This is a genomic window from Azospirillum sp. A23, assembly GCF_042938965.1.
Classification (GTDB): domain Bacteria; phylum Pseudomonadota; class Alphaproteobacteria; order Azospirillales; family Azospirillaceae; genus Azospirillum; species Azospirillum melinis.
The window spans coordinates 1,821,620-1,847,831 of the sequence record NZ_CP170667.1 but is presented as its reverse complement, the minus strand read 5'-3'; the positions used below and the strand labels follow the sequence as shown (position 1 = coordinate 1,847,831).

Here is a 26,212-nt window from a genome sequence, read left to right as displayed (position 1 = left end):
GGACAAGACGCATTCCCATGGCCCACATCCTCGACACCCTGCGTGACCGTGTTCTGCTTTGCGACGGCGGGTTCGGCAGCCGCATCCAGGCGCTCGACCTCGACGTCGAGAAGGATTACTGGGGGCACGAGAACTGCACCGACATCCTGCCCCTGTCGCGCCCGGACATCGTGCGCGACATCCACCGCGGCTATTTCGAGGCCGGCGCGGACATGGTGGAGACCGACACCTTCGGCGCCTCGCCGGTGACGCTGGGCGAGTTCGGCATCTCCGAGAAGGCCTTCGAGATCAACCAGCGCGCGGTCGAACTGGCGCGCGAGGCGGCGGAAAGCTTCAAGGACGGCCAGCTGCGCTTCGTCATCGGCTCCATAGGGCCGGGCACCAAGCTGCCCAGCCTGGGCCACATCGCCTATCAGCCGGCGGAGGACAGCTTCTATGTCCAGGCCGCCGGCCTGATCGCCGGCGGTGCCGACGCCATCCTGGTCGAGACCTGCCAGGACCCCTTGCAGATCAAGGCCGCCGTCAATGGCATCAAGCGGGCCCGGCTGGAAGCGAAGTCCGACACACCCGTCTTCGTCCAGGTGACGGTGGAGACCACCGGGACGCTGCTGGTCGGCACCGACATCGCCGCGGCGGCCACCGTCATCCAGGCGCTCGACGTGCCGCTGATGGGGCTGAACTGCGCCACCGGCCCGCTGGAGATGAGCGAGCATGTGCGCTGGCTGTCGCAGAACTGGCCGGGCCTGATCTCGGTCCAGCCCAATGCCGGCCTGCCCGAACTGGTCGACGGCAAGACGCACTATCCGCTGCGCGCCGACGACTTCGCCCACTGGCTGGAGCGCTTCGTCGGCGAAGACGGGGTCAACCTCGTCGGCGGCTGCTGCGGCACCAACGTCCCGCACATCGCGGCGGCGAACCAGATGCTGCGCAAGCTGGCCCCGGCCGGCTCGCACCGTCCGGCGCCGAAGGGCCGCACCGTCCATTGGGTGCCGGCGGTGGCCTCGCTCTACTCCCAGGTGACGCTGCGCCAGGAGAACGCCTTCTTCGCCATCGGCGAGCGCTGCAACGCCAACGGCTCCAAGAAGTGGCGCGAGTTGCAGGAGAAGAACGACTGGGACGGTTGCGTCGAGATGGCGCGCGAGCAGGTCAAGGAGGGCAGCCATTCGCTCGACGTCTGCACCGCCTTCGTTGGCCGTGACGAGGTGGCGGAGATGAACGCGGTGATCTCCCGCTTCTCCGGCTCGGTGACGGCGCCGCTGGTCATCGATTCGACCGAGTACAAGGTGCTGGAGCAGGCGCTGGCGCTCTATGGCGGCAAGGCGATCCTGAACTCGATCAACTTCGAGGACGGCGAGGAGCCGGCGAGGCAGCGTCTGGCGCTGGCCAAGAAGTTCGGCGCCGCCGTCATCGCCCTGACCATCGATGAAGAGGGCATGGCGAAGACGCCGGACCGCAAGCTGGAGGTCGCCAAGCGGCTCTACGATCTGGCGGTGAACGAGTACGGCCTCGCCCCGTCGGACCTGCTGTTCGACCCGCTCACCTTCACCATCGCCACCGGCAACGAGGACGACCGCAAGCTCGCCATCTGGACTCTGGAGGGCATCGAGGCGATTGCCCGCGAGATGCCCGGCTGCCAGATCATCCTCGGCCTGTCCAACGTCTCCTTCGGCCTGAACGCTGCGGCGCGCCATGTGCTGAACTCGGTCTTCCTCGACCATGCGGTGAAGAAGGGGATGACGGGCGCCATCGTCCATGTCTCCAAGATCCTGCCGCTGCACCAGATCCCCGAGAAGGAGGTCAAGACCGCCGAGGATCTGATCTTCGACCGCCGTGCGGAAGGCTACGATCCGCTCCAGGCCTTCATCGCCCTGTTTGAAGGTCGAAAAGCGGCGGACGCCAAGAAGAAGGCGCGGGCCGAGACGGTCGAGGAGCGCTTGAAGGAGCGCATCGTCGACGGCGACCGCACCGGGCTGGAGGACGATCTGGCCGAAGCGATGAAGAGCCATCCGCCGCTGGAGATCATCAACACCTACCTGCTCGACGGCATGAAGGTGGTGGGCGAGCTGTTCGGCGCCGGCAAGATGCAACTTCCCTTCGTGCTCCAGTCGGCCGAGACGATGAAGGCCGCGGTGGCGTGGCTGGAGCCGCACATGGAGAAGATCGAGGGCCAGCAGAAGGGCACGCTGGTTCTCGCCACCGTCAAGGGCGACGTCCACGACATCGGCAAGAACCTCGTCGACATCATCCTGACCAACAACGGCTACAAGGTGGTCAATCTCGGCATCAAGCAGCCGGTGACCGCCATCATCCAGGCCGCCAAGGAACACAAGGCCACCGCCATCGGCATGTCCGGCCTGCTGGTGAAGTCCACCGTGGTGATGCGCGAGAACCTGGAGGAGATGACCCGCGAGGGGTTGGAGGTGCCGGTCCTGCTCGGCGGCGCGGCACTGACCCGCGCCTATGTCGAGGGCGACTGCGTGGCCTCCTACGGCTCGGGCCGCGTCGCCTATGCCGGCGATGCCTTCGACGGGCTGACCCTGATGGACAAGGTGGTGGAGGGCAGCTTCGACCAGCAGCTCGCCATCCAGCAGGCCAAGCGCGCCGGCAAGGCGACCAACCGCCGCCGCGTGCTGGGGCAGGCGACCAGCGCCGCCACCGGCCCGGTCGACAAGGACGCCGTCCGCGCCCGCCGTCACCGGCTGGCCGAGGGCGTGCCGGTGCCGACCCCGCCCTTCTGGGGGCCGAAGCTGATCGACCATGTGCCGCTGAAGACGCTGGTCACCTACCTGAACGAGCGGATGCTCTACCAGCTGCAATGGGGCTACCGGAAGGACGGCAAGTCCTTCGAGGAGTTCAAGGAGTGGGCGAAGAAGGAGCTGCGGCCGGTGCTCGACCGCATTCTCCAGATCGCGGCGAAGGAGGAAATCCTGCGCCCGACCGCCGTCTACGGCTATTGGAAGGCGGCGGCCGACGGCAACGACGTCATCCTGTTCGAGGAGGACGGCACCACCGAGGCTGCGCGTTTCTCGCTGCCCCGTCAGGGCAAGGAGGATGGCGAGTGCATCGCCGACTTCCTGCGCGACGTGACCGATCCGGAGCGTGACGTGCTCGGCCTCCAGGTCGTCACCATGGGCCAGCATTGCGCCGAGGTGGCGCGCGAGTGGTTCGCCGAGAACCGCTATCAGGACTATCTCTACCTGCACGGCCTGTCGGTGGAGATGACCGAGGCGATGGCGGAATATGTCCATGCCCGCATCCGTGCAGAGCTTGGCTATGGCGCCGAGGACAGCCGCGACAAGGAGAAGCTGTTGCAGCAGTCCTACCGCGGCAGCCGCTACAGCTTCGGCTATCCGGCCTGCCCGAACCTGAAGGACCAGGAGCAGCTGCTGAAGCTGCTGGACGCCGGCCGCATCGGCATCGAGATGTCGGACGAGGACCAGCTCCATCCCGAGCAGAGCACCTCGGCCATCGTCCTGCACCACCCGCGGGCCAAGTACTTCTCGGTGTAAGGCCCCCGGTCCATGGGATGATCCTCCGCCGCCCGTTCCGTGTTAGGATTGGTGGTGGAGGCACCCCATGGCTGTGGTCGACACGCGGAACGACGAGAAGCTGCAAATCCTGCTGGACCGGATCGTCCCGGCCCTGGAGCCGGAAGCCGTCTACCTGTTCGGCAGCCGGGCGCGTGGCGACTTCGACGAGGACAGCGATTACGACCTGCTGGTGATCGTCCCGGACGATGCACCGAAGGAACGGCGGTCGGCCGTGTTCGCCCATGCGGCCAAGTCCGGGACCGGCATTCCGGCTGACATCGTGCCCTGTCGCCGCTCTTTTTTCGAAGCGAACAGGAATCAGGTCGGCACGTTGAGTTACAAGGCCACGCATGAGGGGGTGCGTGTCTATGGGGCTTAGAGTCGGCCCCGAAGCATGGTTGGCGACGGCGACCGTCGACCTGCGCGCAGGCCGGGCCTGCCTGTCCGTTCCGGATCCAATCGTCCCGGCCGCCACCTACCATTGCCAGCAGGCTGCGGAAAAGCTGGTTAAGGCGGTTCTGGTTTAGCTGGACCTCGACGTCCCCCGTTCCCACGACATCGATTTGCTCGTCATGCGTATTCCGCCTGATCTGCCGATCCGGATACGCTTATCGCCCCTCGGGCGCTTCACCGCCTTCGCTACCTTGTACCGGTATCCGGGTGAGGCGGGCGATGTCTCCGACGAACCGACCTCGGACGAGGTGCACGGCTGGCTTGACGAGATAGAAGCAATCCGGGACAGCATCGCACTCACCATTTCGTCTTCCGCTGGATCCTGTACATGACCCTCGACGCCCCCCTGACCCTCCACCGCGAAACCGTCCGTCCGGAGTGGATCGACTACAACGGGCACATGAACGTTGCCTATTACCTGCTGGCCTTCGACCACGCGACGGATGCCGTGCTGGACCGCTTCGGGATCGGCAAGGCTTATGTCACGGCGGAGAACCGGTCGGTCTTCGTCGTCGATGCCCACCTGACCTACGCCCGCGAGGTGACCGAAGGGACGCCGCTGCGGTTCGACTCGCTGCTGCTCGGCGCCGACGCCAAGCGGCTGCACCTGTTCCACGAGATGCGGCATGCAGAGGAGGGCTGGCTGGCGGCGACGGCCGAGGTCATGCTGCTGCACGTCGATCTCGGCACGCGGAAGACCGGCCCCTTCCCACCGGCCGTCGCGGCTGTGCTGGCCGGACAGGCGGCGACCCATGCCGCCCTTCCCCGGCCGCCGCAGGCGGGGCGTGCTGTTGCCCGGTTGGACGGTTCCCGAACCGCCGGATAACCGCAAGCCCTGCTTGCAGCGGCCCGATGGTTGAGTTGAGCGGCGGTGCCCCCATCTATCGAGGGATGAGAACCGCACCCGTCCCGCCGCTTCGCTTCCGCATCCGTTCCGGCATTCTTACCGCGGCCGCGGCCGCGGCCGTGCTGGCCGTCCTTTCCGTGGGCCCGGCGCTGGCCGATTGCACCGAGGCGGCGCAGCCGAAGGTCAATTGGCGCCGCTGCTCGCTGGAGGGGCAGACGCTGACCGGTGTCGATCTCAGCGGCGCCATGCTGCGCGATGCGAGCTTTCAGCGCGCCAGCCTGGGCGAGGCGAAGCTGACCGATGCCGACGGCTACCGTGCCAAGTTCATCAGCGCCACCGCCCCCGGCGCGGTCTTCGACAAGGCCCGGCTGATCGAGGCCGATTTCACCCGCGCCGACCTGACCGGCGCCAGCTTCCGCGAGGCCGACCTGCGCAATGCCAAGATGGTGGGGGCGTCGCTGGCGCGCGCCGACCTGACGGGAGCGAAGCTGTCCGGCACCGATCTGCGCCATGCCGACCTGTCGGGGGCACGCTGGACCGACGGCAAGCATATCTGCGCCGAGAGTTCAGTCGGGCAATGCAATTAATCGGATAGTGCACAACCAGAGCGGTTGTAACATCTCGCCCTGTTCCCAAAAACCTTCTTGCCGTAAGGGCTTGCGCCGCGTACCGTTCGAAATCGAATGATTTTGGACGGACGGCGGTCGTGGCAACTGCGGAGGATTTCGAGCGTTCCAGCGGCCTTGCCGCGAAGGCCATGGAGCGGATGCTGTCCGACCGGTTGCCAGCCACCCCGGAAAACTTCACGCTCTGGTACGTCTATTACAGCGGCAACAACCCGGATCTGACCCGCGCCATCGATCTGGCGCGCCGCGATGGGCTGGCCGCCTCGCAGACGCTGTGCGACGAGCTGTACAAGCGCTTCTTCACCATGGACGCCGAAGCCCAGGCGATCCGTGAGACCTCCGACAAGGCCCGTTATGCCCTGGGGCGCATATTGGAGCAGCTGGGCAATGTCGGGTCGGAGACGGAGCGCTACGGCAATGCCCTGTCCGGCTTCCGGGAGGAGCTTGACCAGCCGCTCAGCCTGTTGGAACTGCGCGCCATGGTCGCCGCCATCGCCGCGGAGACCAAGGAGATCGTCGACCGGCAGACGGCGCTTCAACTGCAACTTCAGGAATCGAGCCAGCAGCTGGCGGAGATGCGGGTCAGCCTGGACAGCGCGCGGCGCGAGGCGCTGACCGACGGGCTGACCGGCATCGGCAACCGCAAGGCCTTCGACCTGATGCTGGAGAAGGCGATGGAGGCGTCGGTGCGCGACGAGCAGCCGCTGTCGCTGCTGATGGTCGACATCGACCATTTCAAGAGCTTCAACGACACCCATGGCCATCTGGTCGGCGACCATGTGCTGAAGCTGGTCGCCCGCATGCTGACCGAATGCATCAAGGGCCGCGACACCGCCACCCGCTATGGCGGGGAGGAATTCGCAATCATCCTGCCGCGCACCAGCCTGGAGAACGCCACCAAGCTGGCGGAGCAGGTGCGGGCCTTCGTCGGTGGCCGCCAGATCGTGAACAAGGCGCGCAATGCCAATTACGGCACCGTCGCGCTGTCGGTCGGCGTCGCCCAGTTCCGCCCCGGCGAACCGGCCCTGACGCTGGTCCGCCGCGCCGACCAGGCGCTCTACGCCGCCAAGCGCAGCGGCCGCAACCGGGTGACGGCCGAGGCCGTCTGAGCAGGCCGGCCCGCTTATCCAGTCAGACGGCAAGCCTGCGCCGTACCTCCTCAGTCCCGCGCAGCAACTCCGCCATCAGTTCCCCCGCCGGTCGCCGCTGCGCCAGTGTCAGCCCCTGTCCGGCCCACAGCGACAGGAACTCCGCCCGGCCGGCCTTGCCGGCGGCGGTGCGCAGAGGGCGGGTCAGCGCGTTCTGCAAGGGGAAGGGCAGCACCGCCTCGGGCGCCTCCGGGTCCTCCACCGTTTCCATGAAGCGGTTGACGATCCCGCGTGCCGGCCGGCCGGAGAAGGCGCGGGTGATGCGGGTCTGGTCCTCGCGCGCCGCCAGGATGGCGGCCTTGTGCGCCTCGGGGATGCCGGCCTCGCCGGTGGTCAGGAACACCGTGCCCATCTGCACCGCGGTCGCGCCCAGCGCCAGCGCCGCGGCGATGCCGCGCCCGTCCATGATGCCGCCCGACGCGATCACCGGCACGCCCACCGCATCGGCCACCTGCGGCACCAGCGCCATCGTGCCGACCAGATTGGCTGCCGGATCGCCGATGAAGCTGCCGCGATGCCCGCCGGCCTCGCTGCCCTGGGCGATCACCGCATCGACGCCAGCCTGTTCCAGGGCCACCGCCTCCGCCACCGTGGTCGCGGTGCCCAGCACCCGCATGCCGCGCGCCTTGGCCGCCGCCACGCTGTCGGCCGGCGGCAGCCCGAAGGTGACGCTGTAGAAGGCGGCTCCGCTGTCCAGCAGGGCGGCGACCTGCCGGTCGAACGCGTCGCCGCCATAGGCGGGCTCCTCCGCCTCCGGCAGTCCGAGTTCGGCATGGAAGGGCCTCACGCGGGCCAGCGCCTCGGCCATCATTGGCGCCGGTCCGGGCGCCGGCGTCGGCGCGAACAGGTTGATGCCGAAGGGCAGGGCGGTGCGCTGACGGATGGCGAGCGCTCGCTCGGCGATCTGCTCCCCGGTCAGATAGGCGGCACCGACGAAGCCGAGCCCGCCGGCCTCGTTGACCGCGGCGACCAGGGCCGGCGTGTCGCCGCCCCCCGCCATCGGCGCCTGGATCACCGGCGACCGCAGCCCCAACAATTCAAGGGAATCCGTGAGAGAGGGCATGTCCGCCTCCGCTGTCTCGACAACGTGGGCGATGCTACGCCCCGGCGGACTTCACGACCAATGACTTGTTCTGAAGGGGGCGTTCACTTGGAGTGATGGGAGGGGCAGGAGATCAGCTGTGCAGCCCCGGCGCCTCCTGGCCGGTGCGCTCGACATACTCGGTGTAGCCGCCGCCATACTGGTGGATGCCCTCCGGCGTCAGCTCCAGCACGCGGTTGGAGAGGGCTGCCAGGAAATGACGGTCGTGCGACACGAACAGCATGGTGCCCTCATAGGCCGCCAGCGCCTGGATCAGCATCTGCTTGGTGTCGAGGTCCAGGTGGTTGGTCGGCTCGTCCAGCACCAGGAAGTTAGGCGGGTTGAACAGCATGATCGCCATCACCAGCCGGGCCTTCTCGCCGCCCGACAGCACGCGGCACCGCTTCTCCACATCGTCGCCGGAAAAGCCGAAACAGCCGGCCAGCGCCCGCAGCGAGCCCTGGCTGGCCTGCGGGAAATGCGCCTCCAGCGCCTCGAAGATGGTCTGGTCGCCGTCCAGCAGCTCCATCGCGTGCTGGGAGAAATAACCCATCTTGACGCTGCCGCCGACGGTGACGGTGCCGCTGTCGGGGTCGGTCGTCCCGGCGATCAGCTTCAGCAGGGTCGATTTGCCGGCGCCGTTGACGCCCATCACGCACCAGCGCTCCTTGCGGCGGATGGTCAGGTCCAGTCCTTCATAGATGGACCGGCTGCCATAGCCCTTGTGGACGTTCTTCAGCACTGCCACGTCGTCGCCGGAGCGCGGGGCCGGCGGGAAATCGAAGGTCACGACCTGGCGGCGCTTGGGCGGCTCGAAGCGTTCGATCTTGTCCAGCTTCTTCACCCGGCTCTGCACCTGGGAGGCGTGCGAGGCGCGGGCCTTGAAGCGCTCGATGAACTTCAGCTCCTTCGCCAGCATCGCCTGCTGGCGTTCGAACTGCGCCTCCTGCTGCTTCTCCTTCAGCGCCCGCTGCTTCTCGTAGAAGCCGTAGTCGCCGGAATAGCTGGTCAGCGTTCCGCCATCGATCTCGATGATCTTGGTGACGATGCGGTTCATGAACTCGCGGTCGTGCGAGGTCATCAGCAGCGCGCCCTCGTAGCCCTTCAGGAAACCTTCCAGCCAGATCAGGCTTTCGATGTCCAGATGGTTGCTCGGCTCGTCGAGCAGCATGGCGTCGGGGCGCATCAGCAGGATGCGGGCCAGCGCCACGCGCATCTTCCAGCCGCCCGACAGCCCGCCGACGTCGCCGTCCATCATCTCCTGGCTGAAGCTGAGGCCCGCCAGCACCTCGCGCGCCTTGCCCTCCAGCTCGTAGCCGCCCAACTCGTCGAAGCGGGCCTGGACCTCGCCGTAGCGTTCGATGATGGCATCCATCTCGTCGGCACGGTCAGGGTCGGCCATGGCAGCTTCCAGCTCCGCCAGTTCGGCGGCGACGACGCTGACCGGCCCGGCGCCGTCCATCACCTCCGCCACCGCGCTGCGGCCGGACATCTCGCCGACATCCTGGTTGAAATAGCCGATGCTGACCTGCTTCTCGATCGCCACCTGACCGCCGTCCGGCTGCTCCTCGCCGGTGATCATGCGGAACAGGGTGGTCTTGCCGGCACCATTCGGACCGACCAGCCCGATCTTTTCGCCCCGGTTGAGCGCCGCGGAGGCCTCCAGGAACAGGATGCGGTGGCCGTTCTGCTTGCTGACGTTATCGAAGCGGATCATGGGCGGCAGGGGTCCTTAAGGCGTGATGCGCGAAAAGCGTGAAGGCGGCCCCTTATGCCACAGGATGTGCGCCGTGGCAGAGTCCAGAGTCGCTTCGCCTCCATCCAGCTTCCCTTCTCGATGCCAGGAAGCCGACGGGGTGGTCCGCCAACACCTCCTCCCCACTGGATCGCGAAACTTCCGCAACTCCAGCATTCATGTCATCCGATCATTTGAACCATGCGGACAAACCATTTCTGTTGATGCCGCCGCGCCGCTAATCCTGGGGCGGCCGACCCGTCGGCGCCACCCGCCGCCGCGCCGTCCGAGGAGCCCCATGTCGCAAGCCGAAGCCACCGCCCGGATCGAGCCTGCGTCACAGGTCCCCCGGGCAAATGAGTTTGGCAACATCGCCCGGCTGGTCATCGCGCAGGCGCTTGCCGGCGCCAATGCGGTGGTCGTCTATGCAACCGGCGCCATCGTCGGCAACACGTTGGCCCCCAGCCCGGCGCTGGCGACCCTGCCGATCTCCATCTTCGTGGTTGGCATGGCGATCTGCACCCTGCCGGCCGGCAGCATCGCCCGGCGTTTCGGCCGACGTACGGCATTCCTGGGCGGGACCGGATGCGGCGTCCTTGTGGGTTTGCTGTCCTCGCTCGCCATCCTGCTCGGGTCGTTCTGGCTGTTCTGCGCGGCGATGATCCCCGTTGGAGCCTATGCCGCCGTGGTGCTGTCCTTCCGCTTCGCTGCCGCCGACTGCACCTCGGCAGAGCGCCGGCCGCGCGCCATGTCGGCGGTGATGGCGGGAGGCGTGGTCGCCGGCATCGTCGGCCCGCAGCTGGTTACCCACACCATGAATCTGTGGCTGCCTCACCTTTTCGCCGCGACGTACATCGCGCAGGCCGCCGCCGCTGTGCTGTCGGCGCTCGTTCTGATGGGCGTCCGTCTTCCCAAGCCAACCGCAGCGGAGGTCGCCGGCGGCCGGCCGCTGGGAGCCATTCTACGCCAGCCCCGCTTCATCACCGCGGTGATCTGCGGCGTGGTGTCTTACCTGCTGATGAACTTCCTGATGACCGCCGCCCCACTGGCGATGCGGTTGTGCGGCCTGCCGCAAGAGTCGGCCAATCTGGGTCTGCAATGGCACGTCATCGCCATGTACGCCCCCAGCTTCTTCACAGGGCGGCTGATAACCCGCTTCGGTGCTCCGCGCATCGTCGCCATCGGGCTGACGCTGATCGCCGCTGCTTCCGCTGCCGGGCTGGCCGGGCAGGACGTCACCCATTTCTGGGTTAGCCTGATCCTTCTGGGGATGGGGTGGAACTTCGGCTTCCTCGGCGCCTCCGCCCTTGTGCTGGACTGCCACCGGCCGGAGGAAAAGACACGGGTGCAGTCGCTGAACGACTTCCTCGTCTTCGGCACCATGGCCTTCGGTTCCTTTGCCTCCGGTAGCCTGTTGACCAGCTACGGCTGGGATGCCGTGCTGCGCATCTCCTTCGTCCCGCTGGCGCTGGCGACCGTGGCGCTGATCGTGACGGCGATGTGTCGCAGCGAAAGGACGGCGGTCTGAAAACACGTCGGGCGCGGTCTTTCCCCCGCGCCCGACGCTTCACCTCATATAAAGCCGACCCTCAGATCACGCCCTCAGATCACATAGGTCAGCTCTTTCTCCGACTTCAGGCTGTTCTTGCCCAAGGTCTCGTCGACATAGTCCAGCAACTGGGCCAGCGCCTCGCTGCGGCTCAGCGCGTCGGTGTCGATCACCAGTTCGGGCTGGTCCGGCGCCTCGTAGGGGGCCGAGATGCCGGTGAACTCGGCGATCTCGCCGGCCCGCGCCTTCTTGTAGAGGCCCTTCGGGTCGCGCTCCTCGCAGGTGGCGAGGTCGGCGGCGACATGCACCTCGTGGAAGCGCTCGCCGCCGATCACCCGTGCCCGCGCCCGGTCGGCCTTCAGCGGCGAGATCAGCGAGGCGATCACCACCATGCCGGCATCGGCGAACAGCTTCGCCGTCTCGGCCACCCGGCGGATGTTCTCCGCCCGGTCATCCGACGAGAAGCCCAGCCCGGCGTTCAGGCCGTTGCGGACATTGTCGCCGTCCAGCACGAAGGTCTGCCAGCCGCGGTCGAACAGCGCGCGTTCCAGCGCCATCGCCAGCGTCGATTTGCCGGCACCCGACAGGCCGGTCAGCCAGACGATGCCGCCCTTGTGGCCGTTGGCCTGGGCGCGCTCCTCCAGCGAGACGGTGTGCGACACCTCGGTGATGTTGGCCGCCGAGGCGTCCTCGATCTCCACCACCAGGCAGCCGCCGACCACGTCGTTGCCGTCGATCAGCGCGCCGCGGCCGGTGCGCGGCAGGTCCGACGCCAGATCGAGCGCGATGGGCGAGCGGGAGCGCAGGACGACCTCCGCCACCTCGTTGCGGCGGACCGCCTTGCCGGGGGTGCTGGACAGATCCTCGACATTGATGACCGCCGTCACCTGCTCCACCGTCACCCGGTGCTCTCCGGTGGCGATCTTCAGCGTGTAGGTCTTGCCGACCACCAGCGGGTCCGACACCAGCCAGAACAGCCGAACGCTCAGCCGGTGGGCCAGGGTCGGGGCGTCGGACTGGTGGTGGGCGATGTGGCCGCGCTCGGCGAAGATGCGCTTGTCCAGCGTGATGCCGATGCTCTGCCCGGCCTGGGCCGACAGCACCGTTTCCGGATGGTTCCACGCCTCGATGCTGACCACCTTGGCGCTGGCGCCCGTCGGCGAGAAGTGCAGCGTGTCGCCTACGCGCAGGCGCCCGCTCTCGATGCGGCCGGCCAGGATGCGGCGGTCGTCCGGCTTGTAGACGTCTTGGAGCGGGAAACGCAGCGGCTGGTCGGGCGAGGTCTGCTGCGGACGGAAGGCGTCGAGCTGCTCGATCACCGTGGGGCCGAGATACCAGTCGGCCTGCTCGCTGCGGGTGACGATGTTGTCGCCGTTGCGGGCGGAGACCGGGATCACCGCCTTGGGTTGGAGGCCCAGCTCGGCCAGATAGTCCTTGATCTCCTGCGCCACCACCTCATAGCGGCGGCTGGAGAACTCGACCTTGTCCATCTTGTTGACGACGACCGCGACCTGACGCACGCCCAGCAGATGCAGCAGGAAGGCGTGGCGGCGCGACTGTTCCAGCGCGCCCTCGTCGGCGTCGATCACCAGCAGCGCGGCGTCGGCCTGGGAGGCGCCGGTCACCATGTTCTTCAGGAACTCGGTGTGGCCCGGCGCGTCGATGATGACGTAGGGGCGCTGCTTCGTCTTGAAGTGGATCTGCGTGGTGTCGATGGTGATGCCCTGGTCGCGCTCGGCCTGGAGCGCGTCCATCACGAAGGCCCACTCGAACGGCATGCCGCGCTTGCGGCTCATCTCGCGGACCTGCTCGACCTTGCCGTCCGGCAGGCTGCCGGTGTCGTTCAGCAGGCGGCCGATCAGCGTGGACTTGCCATGGTCGACATGGCCGACGATGACGATGCGGAGTTGAGAATGCGGCATCTTACATGTACCCCACGCTGCGCAGGCGTTCGAAGCTGTCTTCGGATTCGTTGTCCATCGCCCGGCCGGCGCGTTCCGGCACGCGGGTCACCTGAAGCTCGGCGATGATCTCGTCGATGGTGGACGCGGTGCTGTCGACCGGGAAGGTGATGTTCTTCTCACCCAGCGAGCGGTAACGCTTGCCGTCGCGGGCGAAGTACAGCGGGACGATGGGAATCCCCTCGCGCTGCGAATAGCGCCAGATGTCCAGTTCGGTCCAGGCCAGCAGCGGGTGGATGCGGACATGGACGCCTTCGGGGAAGCGCGTCTTGTAATGGTCCCAGAACTCCGCCGGCTGGTCCTTCACGTCCCAGTCGCCTTCCAGCGAGCGCGGCGAGAACACGCGTTCCTTGGCGCGGGTCGCCTGCTCGTCGCGGCGGATGCCGACCATCACCCCCTGGTACGCATGGTCGCGCAGAAGGTTCTTCAGACCTTCCGTCTTGCGCGCGGCGGCACGGGTCAGCGGCGGCAGGGTCTGGTCCATCTCCTCCTCGGGCGGGCACTGCTCCACCTTGAGGTCGAGGTCCCATTCCTTGGTGATGCGGTCGCGGAACTCGTAGACCTCCGGCAGCTCCATGGCGGTGTCGAGCTGCACGACGGGGAAGGGAATGCGGCCGAAGAACGCCTTGCGGCAGAGCCACAGCAGCGCGTTGCTGTCCTTGCCGATCGACCAGAGCATCGCCAGCTTGTCGATGCGGTTGTAGGCTTCGCGCAGAATATAGATGCTCTGGTTTTCGAGCTGGTCGAGATCGGCGCTCATCGGGCGGTTCCAATCATGGTGTGTATGCCGCATTCGGTCTTGGCGCTGCCGGCCCAGCGGCCGGAACGCGGGTCGGCACCGGGCGCCACTCGCTCGGTGCAGGTGTAACAGCCGATGGACAGGTACCCGTCGGCTTCCAGCGGGTGGCGCGGCAGGTCGCGCCGGGTGAACTCTTCCTCCAGCCGGGCCTTGTCCCAGTTGGCTAGCGGGTTGACCTTCACGCGGCCGCCCTCCGCCTCGAACAGGGGCAGGGCGGCGCGGGTCGAGGACTGGAAGCGCTTGCGTCCCGTCACCCAGGCCTCCAGCCCGGCGGTGGCCAGCGCGCGGTCCAGCGGCACCGTCTTGCGCAGATGGCAGCAGGCGTCGTAGTCGCGGGTGAACAGCATGCCGTCCTTGTCGCCGGCGGCGAGGTCGTCGGCGGTCGGCCCGATCTCCCGCACATCCCTGAGGCCCAGCCGCTTCACCAGCTCGTCGCGGTAGCGCAGGGTCTCGCCGAACAGCTTGCCGGTATTCACAAACAGAACCGGGAAATCCGGCGTCGCTTCGGCGGCGAGCGCCAGCAGCACCGCGGATTCGGCCCCGAAGGACGACATCAACGCGATCCGCCCGCCGAACAGCTCATGCATGGCGGCCAGCAGCGGCGCGCCTTCCAGCGTGCCGTAGCTGTCGGTCAGATGCTTCACCCGTGTTTCCGCGTCCATCGTCGGCTGCCTTTCGCGGTGGCCTTTAAGTCTACTGAATATGTAGGTTTAATGACTGTGTTTGCACATTAACACCGGCGGAAAACCCGCGCAACGTAAATACATTCTCTACTTGTTTAATAGGTTTGTGCTGCGCTGCAAATCGTTGTGTGAAATATGTTGATTGTCGTGCGGCAGCCGGGCTAAATACCGCCATGCACAGGATCCCGGTCATAGGCGCCGCAGTCGCCAGCCCGATTTCGCCCGTTTCGGTGGGGTGGGCATGATTCCGCTGGCGCTCGATCCGGCGCGGGTGACGATTGCGCTCGCCGGCAACGGCCCGCTCGCGGTGCGCCGTCTGACGCAGCTTCGCGAGGGCGGGGCGGATCCGCTGGTCTTTTCACCGGAGCCGGATGGGGAATTGGCGGCTCTCGCCGGCGACCGTCTGGTGCGGGCTCTGCCGGAGGGATCCGATCTCGACAGGGTCGGCGTGCTGTATGTGATGGGGCTGGGGGCGGAGACCGAGACGGCGCTGGCGGAACTGGCGCGGCAGCGACGGGTGCTGGTGAATGTCGAGGACGTCATTCCCTTGTGCGATTTCCATTCGCCCTCCGTGGTGCGGCGTGGCGATCTGGTGATGACGGTCTCCACCGGCGGCCGCAGCCCGACGCTCGCCAGCCTGCTGCGCCAGCGGCTGGAGGCCCTGTTCCCGGAGGACTGGGCGGAGCGGCTGCGCACCATCGCCGAGCTTCGCAACCGCCGCCGGGCGGAGGGCGCGTCGATGTCCGAGGTCGCCCGCGAAAGCCGCGACCTGATCGACCGGGAGAAGTGGCTGCCGTAACGGCCCGCCTTCCGCGAAACCCATCTGTGGCGAATTCACTGCCGAACCGCCGTCGGTTCGGGTTAAGACACCAAACGCGTTCAAGAACGACCAGCCAGGAGAGCCAGATGTCGGCCAAGGATCGATCGAAGGAAGGATCGATGAAAGCCATCACCGCCAACCGCCTGCGCGACGGGGAAGTCGTGTTCCTGGGCGAGGGCGGCCGGTGGGTCGAGTCCTTCGCCGAGGCTGCGCTGTTTCAGCGCTCCGAGGCGGATGCCGTGCTGGCCGACGCCAAGGCGACGGCGGAGCGCGAGCAGTTCGGCGTCGACATCTACGCCTTCGAGGTGGTGGAGGAGGACGGCGTCCCGGTCCCGGCGACGATGCGCGAGCGCATCCGCACCGCCGGCCCGACCGTCCGTCTGGATCTGGGCAAGCAGGCCGCCTGAGTGGCTGTTCGAGTGAATGAACGTCGGCCGTTCCGGCGGCTCTGAGGGTTGATCGACATGAACCACATCGCGCCCGGCGCCCGTGCCGGCATCTATCACTATGACGAGATCGACCGGCAGTTCGTCGCCGAGCGCGTCGAGCAGTTCCGCAAACAGGTCGAGCGCCGGCTGTCCGGCGAGCTGACGGAGGAGGAGTTCAAGCCGGTCCGGCTGATGAACGGCCTCTATCTCCAGCTTCACGCCTACATGCTGCGCATCGCCGTGCCCTATGGCGTGATGTCGGCCACCCAGCTGCGCAAGCTGGCGGAGATCGGGCGCCGGTACGACCGCGGCTACGGCCATTTCACCACCCGCCAGAACCTGCAATACAACTGGATCAAGCTGGAGGACACCCCGGCCATCCTGCATGAGCTGGCCGAGGTCGACATGCACGCGCTGCAGACCAGCGGCAACTGCGTGCGCAACGTCACCACCGACCCCTTCGTCGGCGCCGCCAAGGATGAGGTGGTGGACGGCCGAGTCTATGCCGAGATCCTGCGGCAGTGGACGACGATGCACCCCGAGTTCACCTATCTGCCGCGCAAGTTCAAGATCGCCATCTCCGGCGCCGAGAGCGACCGCGCCGCGGTGCGCATCCACGACGTCGGCCTGCTGGCGCGGCGCAACGACAAGGGCGAGGCCGGCTTCTCCTTCTATGTCGGCGGCGGTCTCGGCCGCTCGCCCTTCGTCGGCAAGCTGGTGCGCGAGTGGGTGGCCGAGGAGGACTTCGTCGCCTATCTCGAAGCCATCCTGCGCGTCTACAACCAGTACGGACGCCGCGACAACATCTACAAGGCGCGCATCAAGATCCTGGTGCACGAGTTGGGGCTGGAGAAGTTCACCCAGGAGGTCGAGGAGGAGTTCGCGCGGCTGCGCGGGCCGAAGTACCGCCTGGACCCGGAGATCGTCGAGGGGGTCCGCCAGCATTTCGCCCCGCCGCCCTTCGAGGAGCTGCCCGACCATTCCGAAGCGCTGGAGCGCGCCAAGGCGTCCGATCCGGCCTTCGCCAACTGGCTTGAGGTGAATGTCGCGGAGCACAAGGCGCCGGGCTATGCCATCGCCACCATCTCGTTGAAGCCGGCCGGCGGCATCCCCGGCGATGCCACCTGCGACCAGATGGACCTCGTCGCCGATCTGGCCGAGCGGCACAGCTTCGGCGAGCTGCGCGTCACCCACGTCCAGAACCTCGTCCTGGCGCACGTCAAGAAGGACGAGCTGTACGATTTGTGGAAGCAGCTCGACGCCGCCGGCCTCGGCAGTGCCAATGCCGGGCTGATCGGCGACATCATCGCCTGCCCTGGTCTGGACTACTGCGCGCTGGCCAATGCCCGCGCGATCCCGCTGGCCCAGGCGATCTCCGCCCGCTTCGCCGATCCGGTCCGCCAGCGCACCATCGGTGAGCTGGGGATCAAGATCAGCGGCTGCATCAACGCCTGCGGCCATCACCATGTCGGCGCCATCGGCATCCTCGGCGTCGACAAGAAGGGCACCGAATATTACCAGATCACCGTCGGCGGCGACCCGACGCTGACCACGGAGATCGGCGACATCCTCGGCCCGGCGGTGACCGAGACCGAGGCGGTGGACGCCATCGAGGCCATCGTCGACGTCTATCTCGCCAACCGCACGGGCGAGGGCGAGCGTTTCATCGACACGCTCCGCCGCGTCGGCCATGCCCCGTTCAAGGAGAGAATCTATGCCGCTGATTGAGAATGGGCGCATCGGCGAGGATGCCTGGAGCTTCATCCCCGATGGCGAGCCGGTCCCCAACGACCGCCCGGTCATCATCAGCTTCGAGCGCTGGCAGGCGGAGCGTGACAGCTTCGAGGGCCGCAATGCCCGGCTGGGCGTGCGGCTGAAGAGCGGCACGCTGGCAGGATCCATCGCCGCCGACCTCGACCGCTTCTCCTTGGTGGCGCTGGAGTTCCCGAAGTTCCGCGACGGCCGCGGCTTCTCCACCGCGCGCGAGCTGCGGGAGCGCTACGGCTACACCGGCGAGATCCGCGCGGTCGGCCATGTCATTCCCGACCAGTATCTGTTCCTGGTCCGCACCGGCTTCACCTCGGTCGAGGCGCCGGAAGGCACCAATCCGGAAAGCTGGGCGAACGCGCTGACGGAGGTCACCATCGCCTTCCAGCCCAGCCTGGACGACACCGCACCGCTGTCGCTGCTGCGCCGCAAGCTGAAGGTGGGGTAGGGCGTTTTCATCCGCCCAGAACCGATGGAAAAGGCGCCGTCCCTGCCGGGACGGCGCCTTCCTGTTTTCAGATGGTGGTGAACCAGGAACTCGACACGTCCTGTGCCATCACTCCGGAGAGGGTAACCGTCGATGCGTTGCCAAAGCCGGAAATGTTGAGAACAGCCTCGCCCTGCGCGTTGGCGCTCACCGTGTAGCTCTGGTACGTGAGCAGTCCGATCCTGTCGCCCTCCGCGGCGTTGAAATCGCCCACGACGTCGTTGCCGCCGCTGCCGCCGAAGCTGACCGAGAAATCGAACAGGTCGGCGCCGGCCCCGCCTTGCAGCACGTCGTCACCGCCGCCGCCCCGCAGCCTGTCGTCACCGGTCCCACCGGACAGCGTGTCGTTGCCGGAACCGCCGGTCAGCACATCGTTGCCGTCCTCGCCGGCCATTGTCACTGCCGAGTAGGAACTGGCCGCCGTCACGGTGTCATTGCCGACCCCGCCGATGACATGCTCGATCGAATTGGAGATATTCAGATCGACGCCCCCGGCATAGCGGACAATGACCGTGTCATCGCCATCGCCGCCAAAAAGACGGGCCGCGGTCGGGGTATCGATATAGAAACTGTCGTTGCCGTCCTCGCCGAACAGGACGTTGTCGCCGGCCCCGCCGATCAGGACATCATCCCCGTCACCGCCGTACAGAGTGTCGTTGCCTGCTCCGCCGACCAGGACATCGTTCCCCGCACGGCCGAACAGAGTGTCGTTGCCGTCGCCGCCATCCAGCGTGTCGTCGCCATAATCTCCGAGCAGCGTGTCGTCGCCGAGTCCGCCAAACAGGTATCCCATATGCTTGTCCCCCCAATTGCAAAACAGAGCGTTTCAAAAATTGTGACGAATGGATAATAGACAATTTAACAGCCAAAGAAATCACAGAAATCTACCAAAGGGTGTGGTAACAAGTCGCAACCGGCCTTGTTAAAAAATTGCGGGAAGGGGTATTCGCCGGGAGGACTCCCACGGCAGGCGCGATGGGCCGGGCGAAAAGGGAATGACCCGAAAATGACTGTGGCGCCGAAGCCCGTCTGGACTTGGCGCCACATCGTACCGAACGTTCAAGCGATGGGGACGACCCTGCGTCCGCGGTCCGGCCGCTCACCAGTGGCGGAGCGGCCCGACGTCGACATGGACGAAGTTGCTGTCCGGGTAATAGCCGACCCCGCCGCCGCGCAGGCTGAGCGCCGCGCGCTGGAGCTGGCGGGTCGACAGGCCCTGGACCCGCAGGTCGATTGCCATGCCGCGCATGTGATAGCTGTTCTGCGCCACGCCGCTGCCGTCGGCTTCCCGCAGCATCGCGTTGGTCTCCGGCGAGCGGTAGCCCGAGACGATCTCGATAGGGCCGCGGCGGTTGATCTTGCGGCTCAACGAGTGGACCAGATCGATCAGCTTCGGATCGATGGCATGGACCGAATTGTTGTGGTGGTCGCGCAGCACGCGGTTCAGGGCCCGCATCGCGTCGCGGACATACTTGCCCCGCGACCAGTATTCGGCGCTGATACGCTCGCCGGTGTGCAGGTTCACCAGGGACAACACCCGCGGCGGAGCGCGGAGCGCCGCAGCCTCCGCCTCCTCGCTGGTGAGCAGGGTCGCGCCGGCTGAGGCGACCGCCGCCAGGCCGAGGCCGGCGCGCAGAAGATGGCGGCGATCAAGATGACGGCGTTCGGTGGCGTGGCTCTCGCCAACGCTCGGGCGTGCGGTCGTGATCGACCGGGCGTCCGCATCCTTCATCATTCTTCCTTCATATCCCGTTTTTCCGCTCCGGCAGCCGGAATCCATCGTCTGGACCCCGTCGTCCCGGTTACGGCCAAAGTCACACCCTGGCTAAGGTCAAGGCGTGCTGCGGTGCGTTTATCCGAAAGGTGGGACACTTTTAGGATGCCCGTGGCCTTTTCTGTCAAGAAACCATTGCTTAACCGATGCTGTTTTTTGGAGGAGTCGAGGGATTCCGCGGCCTCGCCCGGAACAGGGGCGCGAAGCCGAGTCGTGGCTGTTCGCGAACCGTTCGCAACCGGTTCGATTACAGAACCGTAACGTGCGCGACTCGGGACTGACGCGGTAAGGTTACGGCGGTGGAAGGTTGGGGCCTATGGCCGTTGCTATGGCCAAGCTTCCGTTTTTCCTATCCATCCCGGCCGGAATCCCCGTTTTCCCGCCGATGCGCCATGCCGGCGGGCCGCCGAACCGCATCCTCCGAAAGAGGGTGCGCAAAAGGAGGATTCATTCAGCCTTCGGTAAGGAATGAACCGCATGATTGTCGCGATGTAACCATTTCACGGCGTCGAGTTGTCCGTGCCAACCGCCACCACCCCGACCGCTCAGTCCGTCTCCTTCTTTCGGCCCGACCAACTGGCCGAGGTACTGGACCGGCACGCCCGCTGGATCAAGGGCCAGCCGGGCGGCGCCCGCGCCAATCTCGCCATGGCCGATCTGGAAGGGGTGGACCTGTCGCAGCGCGACCTGCGCGGCGCCCGGCTGGTCGGGGCGCGGCTGGCGCGCGGGCGGCTGAACGGCACCAATCTGGCAGGCGCCGACCTGTTCGGCGTCGATCTGCGCGATGCCGACATCAGCCGCGCCAACCTGATGCAGACCGACCTGCGCGGCGCCCGGCTGCGCGCGGCCGACTTCTCGAATGCCAATTTGAAGGGCGCCGACCTGCGCGCCGGCACGCTGGAACCGGGTGGCACCGCCCGCCGCGGCACCGGCCCCGATGCGCAGGACGCCGAAAGCGCCCGTCAGATCCACAAGGCGGCACTCGCCCGCCTCCAGAACGGCATGACGGCGGAGGGCGGCATTCCCACCGACCTCACCGGGGCGGTGCTGCGCGGCGCCAACCTGTCCGACGCCGACCTCAGCGGCGCCATGTTGCAGAACGCCGATCTGTCTGGGGCGGTGCTGACCGGGGCGGACCTGACCGGCGCCCGGCTGAACGGCGCCAACCTGTCGGGGGCGGCGCTGGACGGCACCCGTTTCGACAAGGCCGACATGGTCGGCACGCGGATGGCCGACTGCGACCTGTCCTCCACCCGCATCGCCACGGCGCAGATGACCCGCCCCATCGACAGCATGGGGTCGGAAATCCAGCGCGCCATCTTCGACCATGAGCGCTGGATCGACAGCTTCGGCCAGCGCGGCCAGCGGGCCGATCTGGACGGCGCCGACCTCAGCCGTGCCGACCTGCGCAACGTCAACCTCAGCGCCGCTTCGCTGCGGGGGGCCAACCTGTCGGCGGCGGCGCTGACAGGCGCGCGGCTGATGATGACCGACCTGTCCGGCGCCAATCTGGAGGGCGCCAACCTGATGGGCGCCGACCTGTCGGGCGCCAACCTCAGCTACGCCGTGCTGACCGGCGCCGACCTGACGCGGGTGCGGCTTGGGCCGGCGGCGATCAAGGATCCGTCTGGCCGCCCCACCGGCCGCTCCTGGGCCGCCAACCTGATGGGAGCCGATATGCGCGGCGCCCTGCTGGTCGGTACCTGCCTGGTGCAGGCGAACTTGTCCGACGCCAATCTCGACAGCGCCGACATGGACGGTGCCGATATGGCCGGCGCCAAGCTTCAGCGCGCCACGCTCCCCGGCCGTCCGCCCCGCCGGGGTTAAGGCGGAACTCCACATCCCACCTTAACGTCCCGCTGCCTTACGGCAGGATGATCGTCACCGTGGTGCCGGTGCCCGGCGTGCTGTCCAGGGTTAGGGTGCCGCCATGGGCCTCGACGAAGCGGCGGGCCAGCGGCAGGCCCAGGCCGGTGCCGGCCTCCGCCTTGGTCAGATAATTGTGGACCTGACGGAATGGCTCCATCGCGATCACCAGCTCGTCCGCGCTCATGCCGACGCCGGTGTCGGCGATCACGATGACGGCACCGGTCCCGCCGGGCCCGGGCCTGGCCTCCACCCGCACCGCACCGCCCGACGGGGTGAATTTGATGGCATTGGACAGGACGTTCAGCACCGCCTGCCGCATGCGGACCCCATCCACGGTGACCTGAAGATCGGACGCGATGGCGCCGCTGGTCAGCACCACCCCCTTGCGCAGGGCCAGCGCCTCCATCAGCGACAGGCAATCCTCCAGCAACTCGCCCAGCGCGACGCAGGCGGGGAACAGCTCCAGCCGTCCGGCCTCGATCTTCGCCATGTCCAGAAGCTCGTTCACCAGATCCAGCAGATGGCGGCCGGATTGGTGAATGGCGGTCAGATATTCGACATGCTTGGGCGGGGAGGGGCCGAAGATGCCGGACATCAGCGCCTCGGCGAAGCCGATGATCGCGTTCAGCGGGGTGCGCAGCTCGTGGCTCATGTTCGCCAGGAAATCGCTCTTGGCCCGGTTCGCCGCCTCGGCATGGTCCTTTTCCGATTGCAGCCGGCGGCGCTGCTCGATCAGCACCGCCTCGCGGGCGCGCCGCACCTCCTCCTCGGCACTGCGGCGGCGGCGGTAGGCGCGCGACACCAGCAGCGCCAGCATCAGCGTCGCCGCGCAGGCCGCCGCAGCACCGCCGACCACCGTCACGCGGGTGGCGTTCAGCTTCTGCTGCACGATGGTCGACGGCACGCCCAGCACCACCGCCCAGCCGGTTTCGGATGAGCGGTGGATGACGGAGTGGACCTCGATCCCGTCCTTGGTCTGGCCGACGAACATGCGGTTGCTGCCGGTCCGGATCCGCGCCTCCAGCGACGCGTAGACCTTCTGGCCCAGATAGGCCGCCGCATCGCGCGAGCGGGCGGCGATCAGCATGGTCGGATCGATGACGGTGACCGTCCATTCCGGCGGGGTGTCGCGGGTCCGCAGGGCGCTGGACAGCCCTTCCAGCCCAAGTGCCAGGGAGAGGATGTAGCGCACCCGGTCGTTCTGGCGGTCCGGGTCGAACTGGAGGATCGGCGCCCGCAGGATCAGCGACGGCCGGCCCGGCGGTCCGCCGGGCGGCAGCACGCCGCCGATGGTCGCGCGGCGGCTTTCGATGACATGGCGGGTGATCTCGTCCAGCCGGGGCGGCGGCAGCGGCTGGACGCCCAGCGGGTAATGGGTGTGGAAGACGAAGCGGCCGGTGTCGGCGTCGACCATCCCCATCGCCAGCCAGCCGGGCTGGCTGTGGGTGGCGGTGGTGGTTTCCTGATACAAGGTGCGCAGATCGTCGGCATTGGGCTGGAGCAGCGACGCCAGCAGTTCCAGCGGCCGCAGCTGGCTCGCCAGTTCACGGTCGACAGCCAGCGACAGCGACTGCGCCACCGATTGCAGCGCATCCTCCGTCTCCGCCCGGTCGCGGGCGTCGAGCTGCCAGACCATCACGGCGCCGAACAGCAGCAGCGGTGCCGTCACGGCCAGACCTATGGCGAGGATGGAACTGGGTAAGCGAAACCTCAACCGTTGATGCTCCAGACCGTCGGGGACGACCACCGGAGTGGTGCGAACAGACTAGTACGGGACAGGTGGGGACTCCAGGCGCCTCCGTCGTCCCCTGGGTTTTCCCTTATCGGGAGGAGCAATCAGGCCGCACCCGTCAGCAGCCGCGTCAGCTCCACCGCCGTCTTCACCCGCATCTTCTCGAACACATGGCTGCGGTGGACCTCCACCGTGCGCATGCTGATGCCCAGCTCGTCGGCGATCACCTTGTTCAGGCGGCCGGCGACGACCAGCTCCATCACCTGCCGTTCGCGCTGGGTCAGGGTGGCGAGACGGGCGGCCAGCCCGGCCTGACCGGCTTCGCGCTCGCGCTGTTCGGCGTCGAAGGCCAGCGCGTCGATCACCCGGTCGACCAGCTCGTTGTCGTTGAAGGGCTTCTCCACGAAATCGCGGGCCCCCTTCTTCAGGGCGCCGACCGCGATGGGCACGTCGCCGTGGCCGGTCAGGAAGATCACCGGCATGCGGCAGCCCTTGGACAGCAGCCGGTCGAACAGCTCCAGCCCGCTCATCCCCTCCATGCGGATGTCCAGCAGAAGGCAGCCGGCGGTGTCCGGCCGCCACGACTCCAGGAAGGATTCGGCCGACGGCCAGCCCGCCACCGGGACGTTGCGCGACTGGAACAGCCAGCCGAGCGCGTCGCGGATGGCCTCGTCGTCGTCGACGATGTGGAGCGTGGTCATTCGGCAGCCTCGGCGGTGTGATCGGGATAGGGGCCGGCGGGATGCGGGCCGGTTGTCCGGTCCGGCGTGCGGGCATGGACGGGCAGGGTGAACAGGAAGCGCGTGCCGGCGGCGGTGGCCCCCGTTGCGTCCCCGTTTCCATCTTCCTCCGGCGCCACCGTCTCGAACCACAGCCGGCCGCGGTGGTGCTCTACGATGGACCGGCAGATGTTCAGGCCCATGCCCATACCTTCGCGCTTGGTGGTGAAGAAAGGGGAAAACAGCCGGTCGGCCACGTCGGGAGCGATGCCGCAGCCATGGTCGCGGATCTCGGTCAGCAGCAGGCGGGCGCCATCCTTGCCCCCGCCCTTGCCGTCCCCGCCGCCATCGCAATCGGTCTGGCGGACGGTGACGGTCAGGCGGCGGTCGGCGCGCGGGGTGCGGGCCATCGCCTCGATCCCGTTGCGCATCAGGTTCAGCACCACCTGTTGCAGCAGGATGCGGTCGCCGGTGACCGGCGGCAGGTCGGCCGGGGCATCCAGCTCCACCCGCACGCCCAGCCTTGCGGCGTCGCTGCCGGCCAGCCCGACGCAATCCTCCAGCACCTCGGCCAGCGAACAGGGGGCGACCCTGGGGTCGCGCTTGCGCACGAAGTCGTGGATGCGGCGGACCACCAGCCCGGCGCGCCTGGCCTGGGCGGCCAGCTTCTCCAGCGCCGCCGCCACCTCCTGCGTGTCGCAGCGGTCGGAGCGCAGCCGGTTCAGGCAGCCGGTGCAATAGCTGGCGATGGCCGACAGCGGCTGGTTCAGCTCATGCGCCAGGGTGGAGGCCATTTCGCCCATGGTGATCAGGCGGGAGGTCTGTTGCAGCCGCTCCTGCTGCTGGCGCGCCAGCTCCTCGGCGCGCTTGCGCTCGGTGATGTCGAGGACGGAGCCCATCCAGCCGGTCTGCCGCCCGTTGGCGTCGATCAGCGGCGCCTCGTAGATCAACGCCTCGAACCGCTCGCCGTCGGCGCGCTGGAAGCGCATCTCCAGCCCGCTTTCCGGCGCCCGGCCGGCCAGCACGTCCTGGAAGGCGGCCTCGGCCCGGTCGATCTCCTCCGGCAGCCAATAGGGCGCCGGCGGGCCGCGCCCGATCAAATCTTCCGCTTCCAGCCCGACCATCCGGCAGAAGGCCGGGTTGACGTAGGTGATGCGCCCCTCCAGGTCGCGGGCGCGCATGCCCACGGTCAGGCTGTCCTCCATCGCCTTGCGGAAGGCATGTTCCTCGCGCAGCGCCTCCTCGGCGCGCAGGCGGCCGGCGATGTGCCGGCGCAGCGACCACAGGCTCCACAATGCCGACCCGGTCAGCGCGAAGATCGCCGCCACCAGAACGGTGCGGGTGACGTTGGAATCGGTGGGGTAGGCGGTGGCGACCAGGGCCATCCCATGGCCGGGCGGATCGAACGGGATGAGGTGGCTGCGCGCGGGGTCGGGCGCCGGCCCTGCCATGGAGCCAGGCACCGACATGCGCGACTTCGATCCCAGCACCGTGCCGGTGGCGTCGATCACCTCCAGCTGGTAGCGCTGGGCAAACCACCAGGGGACATGGTGGGTCAGCATCGCCTCGAAGGAAAAGACGCCGACCAGCGTGCCGGCGAAGGCGCCATCGCGGAACAGCGGGAAGGCGGCGTCGAAGCCGCGGTCGGTGGCGTCGATCCGGTAGGGCGCGCCATAGGCCCGCAGGCCGGAGGACCGCGCGATCCGCACCGCGTCGTCGCGGGCCACCCCCTCCGCGCCGGCCGGCTCCGAAGGTGCATCCGTTCCGCCGTTCCCCGGCAGCGGCGGCTCGGCCAGCAGGGTGCGGCCCTGGGCATCGAGCCACAGCACCCGCTCGATCGCCGGATTGGTGTTCACCACCAGCCGGGCCATTGCGGCGAACTGCCGCAGGTCCACCTCAACCCGGCCCAGCGTTTCCGCAAGCCTCTCCAGCTTGTCCTCGTCGGACGCGAGCTGGAAGTGCAGGTTCTGCTCCACCCACAGCGCGTCCTTGATCAGCGCCAGCGCCTCATCCTCCCGCTCGTTGCGCTGCAACAGCCACAGGAAGGCGCCCAGCAGCACCACGACCAGCGCCATCGCCACCACCGGCATGGCATGCGGCACCGCCCGCCCGATACGGGCGGCAGGACTGGATTTGCGGGATGGCTTCGGCATCGGGGTGGACACGAAAGTGTGGGGACAGGGGATCGCGGGACCGTACGAAAG

Annotated in this window: 22 protein-coding genes; 12 read left to right on the top strand and 10 right to left on the bottom strand. The window is 67.6% G+C overall.

Annotation, left to right across the window (positions count from 1 at the left end; genetic code table 11):
* Positions 1-17: 17 nt before the first annotated feature.
* The 6 genes from metH (at position 18) to ABNQ40_RS26055 (ending at position 6,565) form a co-directional block, all read left to right on the top strand.
* Complete coding sequence (gene metH / locus ABNQ40_RS26080; RefSeq protein WP_109050590.1) at positions 18-3,509, top strand: methionine synthase; 3,492 nt, start codon at positions 18-20, stop codon at positions 3,507-3,509.
* Between the two features lie 67 nt (positions 3,510-3,576).
* Entirely contained in the window at positions 3,577-3,909 is a 333-nt protein-coding gene (locus tag ABNQ40_RS26075) for a nucleotidyltransferase domain-containing protein (RefSeq protein WP_109050591.1), read from the top strand.
* Complete coding sequence (locus ABNQ40_RS26070) at positions 3,881-4,057, top strand: HEPN domain-containing protein (RefSeq protein ID WP_109050592.1); 177 nt, start codon at positions 3,881-3,883, stop codon at positions 4,055-4,057. The genes ABNQ40_RS26075 and ABNQ40_RS26070 overlap by 29 nt, the downstream gene beginning before the upstream one ends.
* A gap of 254 nt (positions 4,058-4,311) precedes the next feature.
* Entirely contained in the window at positions 4,312-4,809 is a 498-nt protein-coding gene (locus ABNQ40_RS26065) for a thioesterase family protein (protein WP_109050593.1), read from the top strand.
* A 65-nt stretch (positions 4,810-4,874) separates the two neighbouring features.
* Positions 4,875-5,417, top strand: a complete 543-nt coding sequence (locus ABNQ40_RS26060) for a pentapeptide repeat-containing protein (protein ID WP_109050594.1) — start codon at positions 4,875-4,877, stop codon at positions 5,415-5,417.
* A 119-nt stretch (positions 5,418-5,536) separates the two neighbouring features.
* A complete protein-coding gene (locus ABNQ40_RS26055) occupies positions 5,537-6,565 on the top strand; it encodes a GGDEF domain-containing protein (protein ID WP_109050595.1) in 1,029 nt (342 codons plus the stop codon).
* Positions 6,566-6,587: 22 nt separating this feature from the next.
* Here ABNQ40_RS26055 and ABNQ40_RS26050 read toward each other — a convergent pair whose 3' ends face one another.
* Positions 6,588-7,667 carry a nitronate monooxygenase family protein gene (locus tag ABNQ40_RS26050; protein ID WP_109050596.1) on the bottom strand — a complete coding sequence of 360 codons (1,080 nt, stop codon included), beginning with the start codon at positions 7,665-7,667 and terminating at the stop codon, positions 6,588-6,590.
* A gap of 112 nt (positions 7,668-7,779) precedes the next feature.
* Positions 7,780-9,402: an ABC-F family ATP-binding cassette domain-containing protein gene (locus ABNQ40_RS26045; protein ID WP_109050597.1), complete on the bottom strand. Its 1,623-nt coding sequence runs from the start codon at positions 9,400-9,402 to the stop codon at positions 7,780-7,782.
* Between the two features lie 316 nt (positions 9,403-9,718).
* Between ABNQ40_RS26045 and ABNQ40_RS26040 the strand changes: the two genes are divergently transcribed.
* Complete coding sequence (locus tag ABNQ40_RS26040; RefSeq protein WP_109050598.1) at positions 9,719-10,948, top strand: MFS transporter; 1,230 nt, start codon at positions 9,719-9,721, stop codon at positions 10,946-10,948.
* A gap of 74 nt (positions 10,949-11,022) precedes the next feature.
* Here ABNQ40_RS26040 and cysC read toward each other — a convergent pair whose 3' ends face one another.
* Genes cysC through ABNQ40_RS26025 form a run of 3 tightly spaced genes read right to left on the bottom strand, consistent with a single transcriptional unit; the run spans position 11,023 to position 14,391 of the window.
* Positions 11,023-12,891: an adenylyl-sulfate kinase gene (cysC, locus tag ABNQ40_RS26035; protein ID WP_109050599.1), complete on the bottom strand. Its 1,869-nt coding sequence runs from the start codon at positions 12,889-12,891 to the stop codon at positions 11,023-11,025.
* A 1-nt stretch (position 12,892) separates the two neighbouring features.
* Positions 12,893-13,690 carry a sulfate adenylyltransferase subunit CysD gene (gene cysD / locus ABNQ40_RS26030; RefSeq protein ID WP_098740286.1) on the bottom strand — a complete coding sequence of 266 codons (798 nt, stop codon included), beginning with the start codon at positions 13,688-13,690 and terminating at the stop codon, positions 12,893-12,895.
* Positions 13,687-14,391 carry a phosphoadenylyl-sulfate reductase gene (locus ABNQ40_RS26025; RefSeq protein ID WP_109050600.1) on the bottom strand — a complete coding sequence of 235 codons (705 nt, stop codon included), beginning with the start codon at positions 14,389-14,391 and terminating at the stop codon, positions 13,687-13,689. Before ABNQ40_RS26025 ends, cysD begins: the two co-directional genes overlap by 4 nt.
* Before the next feature lie 262 nt (positions 14,392-14,653).
* Here ABNQ40_RS26025 and ABNQ40_RS26020 point away from each other — a divergent pair, with 262 nt between their 5' ends.
* From ABNQ40_RS26020 to ABNQ40_RS26005, 4 genes are all read left to right on the top strand, one after another.
* On the top strand, positions 14,654-15,211 hold the full coding sequence (locus tag ABNQ40_RS26020; protein WP_109050601.1) for a bifunctional precorrin-2 dehydrogenase/sirohydrochlorin ferrochelatase: 558 nt from the start codon (positions 14,654-14,656) through the stop codon (positions 15,209-15,211).
* A gap of 140 nt (positions 15,212-15,351) precedes the next feature.
* Entirely contained in the window at positions 15,352-15,639 is a 288-nt protein-coding gene (locus ABNQ40_RS26015; RefSeq protein ID WP_109491023.1) for a DUF2849 domain-containing protein, read from the top strand.
* Positions 15,640-15,696: 57 nt separating this feature from the next.
* A complete protein-coding gene (locus ABNQ40_RS26010) occupies positions 15,697-17,388 on the top strand; it encodes a nitrite/sulfite reductase (RefSeq protein WP_109491022.1) in 1,692 nt (563 codons plus the stop codon).
* A complete protein-coding gene (locus ABNQ40_RS26005) occupies positions 17,375-17,875 on the top strand; it encodes a DUF934 domain-containing protein (RefSeq protein WP_109050602.1) in 501 nt (166 codons plus the stop codon). Before ABNQ40_RS26010 ends, ABNQ40_RS26005 begins: the two co-directional genes overlap by 14 nt.
* 67 nt (positions 17,876-17,942) lie before the next feature.
* Here the strand turns inward: ABNQ40_RS26005 and ABNQ40_RS26000 are convergent, their stop codons facing one another.
* Together ABNQ40_RS26000 and ABNQ40_RS25995 are read right to left on the bottom strand one after the other, a co-directional pair.
* Positions 17,943-18,707 (bottom strand): calcium-binding protein, encoded by a 765-nt coding sequence (locus tag ABNQ40_RS26000; protein ID WP_109050603.1) that lies wholly within the window; start codon positions 18,705-18,707, stop codon positions 17,943-17,945.
* Between the two features lie 306 nt (positions 18,708-19,013).
* Positions 19,014-19,649 (bottom strand): DUF882 domain-containing protein, encoded by a 636-nt coding sequence (locus tag ABNQ40_RS25995; RefSeq protein ID WP_247879870.1) that lies wholly within the window; start codon positions 19,647-19,649, stop codon positions 19,014-19,016.
* Positions 19,650-20,207: 558 nt separating this feature from the next.
* On the opposite strand from ABNQ40_RS25995, the gene ABNQ40_RS25990 reads away from it, so the two are divergent.
* Positions 20,208-21,515: a pentapeptide repeat-containing protein gene (locus tag ABNQ40_RS25990; protein ID WP_109491025.1), complete on the top strand. Its 1,308-nt coding sequence runs from the start codon at positions 20,208-20,210 to the stop codon at positions 21,513-21,515.
* A gap of 37 nt (positions 21,516-21,552) precedes the next feature.
* Here ABNQ40_RS25990 and ABNQ40_RS25985 read toward each other — a convergent pair whose 3' ends face one another.
* The 3 genes from ABNQ40_RS25985 to ABNQ40_RS25975 all read right to left on the bottom strand — a co-directional run bounded on the left by ABNQ40_RS25985 (position 21,553) and on the right by ABNQ40_RS25975 (position 26,161).
* Positions 21,553-23,226: an ATP-binding protein gene (locus tag ABNQ40_RS25985; protein ID WP_391347779.1), complete on the bottom strand. Its 1,674-nt coding sequence runs from the start codon at positions 23,224-23,226 to the stop codon at positions 21,553-21,555.
* Between the two features lie 167 nt (positions 23,227-23,393).
* Positions 23,394-23,990 (bottom strand): response regulator transcription factor, encoded by a 597-nt coding sequence (locus ABNQ40_RS25980; RefSeq protein WP_109050605.1) that lies wholly within the window; start codon positions 23,988-23,990, stop codon positions 23,394-23,396.
* Complete coding sequence (locus tag ABNQ40_RS25975) at positions 23,987-26,161, bottom strand: PAS domain S-box protein (protein ID WP_109050606.1); 2,175 nt, start codon at positions 26,159-26,161, stop codon at positions 23,987-23,989. The genes ABNQ40_RS25980 and ABNQ40_RS25975 overlap by 4 nt, the downstream gene beginning before the upstream one ends.
* Positions 26,162-26,212: the final 51 nt, after the last annotated feature.

Bases quoted from the DNA above. Each gene is read 5' to 3' on its own strand.
- ABNQ40_RS26065 (WP_109050593.1), top strand. From the start codon at position 4,312: ATGACCCTCGACGCCCCCCTGACCCTCCACCGCGAAACCGTCCGTCCG.
- ABNQ40_RS26005 (WP_109050602.1), top strand. From the start codon at position 17,375: ATGCCGCTGATTGAGAATGGGCGCATCGGCGAGGATGCCTGGAGCTTC.
- cysD (WP_098740286.1), bottom strand. From the start codon at position 13,690: ATGAGCGCCGATCTCGACCAGCTCGAAAACCAGAGCATCTATATTCTG.
- ABNQ40_RS26020 (WP_109050601.1), top strand. From the start codon at position 14,654: ATGATTCCGCTGGCGCTCGATCCGGCGCGGGTGACGATTGCGCTCGCC.
- ABNQ40_RS26045 (WP_109050597.1), bottom strand. From the start codon at position 9,402: ATGATCCGCTTCGATAACGTCAGCAAGCAGAACGGCCACCGCATCCTG.
- ABNQ40_RS26010 (WP_109491022.1), top strand. From the start codon at position 15,697: ATGAACCACATCGCGCCCGGCGCCCGTGCCGGCATCTATCACTATGAC.
- ABNQ40_RS26075 (WP_109050591.1), top strand. From the start codon at position 3,577: ATGGCTGTGGTCGACACGCGGAACGACGAGAAGCTGCAAATCCTGCTG.
- ABNQ40_RS25995 (WP_247879870.1), bottom strand. From the start codon at position 19,649: ATGATGAAGGATGCGGACGCCCGGTCGATCACGACCGCACGCCCGAGC.
- metH (WP_109050590.1), top strand. From the start codon at position 18: ATGGCCCACATCCTCGACACCCTGCGTGACCGTGTTCTGCTTTGCGAC.
- ABNQ40_RS26000 (WP_109050603.1), bottom strand. From the start codon at position 18,707: ATGGGATACCTGTTTGGCGGACTCGGCGACGACACGCTGCTCGGAGAT.
- ABNQ40_RS25975 (WP_109050606.1), bottom strand. From the start codon at position 26,161: ATGCCGAAGCCATCCCGCAAATCCAGTCCTGCCGCCCGTATCGGGCGG.
- ABNQ40_RS25980 (WP_109050605.1), bottom strand. From the start codon at position 23,990: ATGACCACGCTCCACATCGTCGACGACGACGAGGCCATCCGCGACGCG.
- cysC (WP_109050599.1), bottom strand. From the start codon at position 12,891: ATGCCGCATTCTCAACTCCGCATCGTCATCGTCGGCCATGTCGACCAT.
- ABNQ40_RS26015 (WP_109491023.1), top strand. From the start codon at position 15,352: ATGAAAGCCATCACCGCCAACCGCCTGCGCGACGGGGAAGTCGTGTTC.
- ABNQ40_RS26060 (WP_109050594.1), top strand. From the start codon at position 4,875: ATGAGAACCGCACCCGTCCCGCCGCTTCGCTTCCGCATCCGTTCCGGC.
- ABNQ40_RS26025 (WP_109050600.1), bottom strand. From the start codon at position 14,391: ATGGACGCGGAAACACGGGTGAAGCATCTGACCGACAGCTACGGCACG.
- ABNQ40_RS26070 (WP_109050592.1), top strand. From the start codon at position 3,881: ATGAGGGGGTGCGTGTCTATGGGGCTTAGAGTCGGCCCCGAAGCATGG.
- ABNQ40_RS26040 (WP_109050598.1), top strand. From the start codon at position 9,719: ATGTCGCAAGCCGAAGCCACCGCCCGGATCGAGCCTGCGTCACAGGTC.
- ABNQ40_RS26050 (WP_109050596.1), bottom strand. From the start codon at position 7,667: ATGCCCTCTCTCACGGATTCCCTTGAATTGTTGGGGCTGCGGTCGCCG.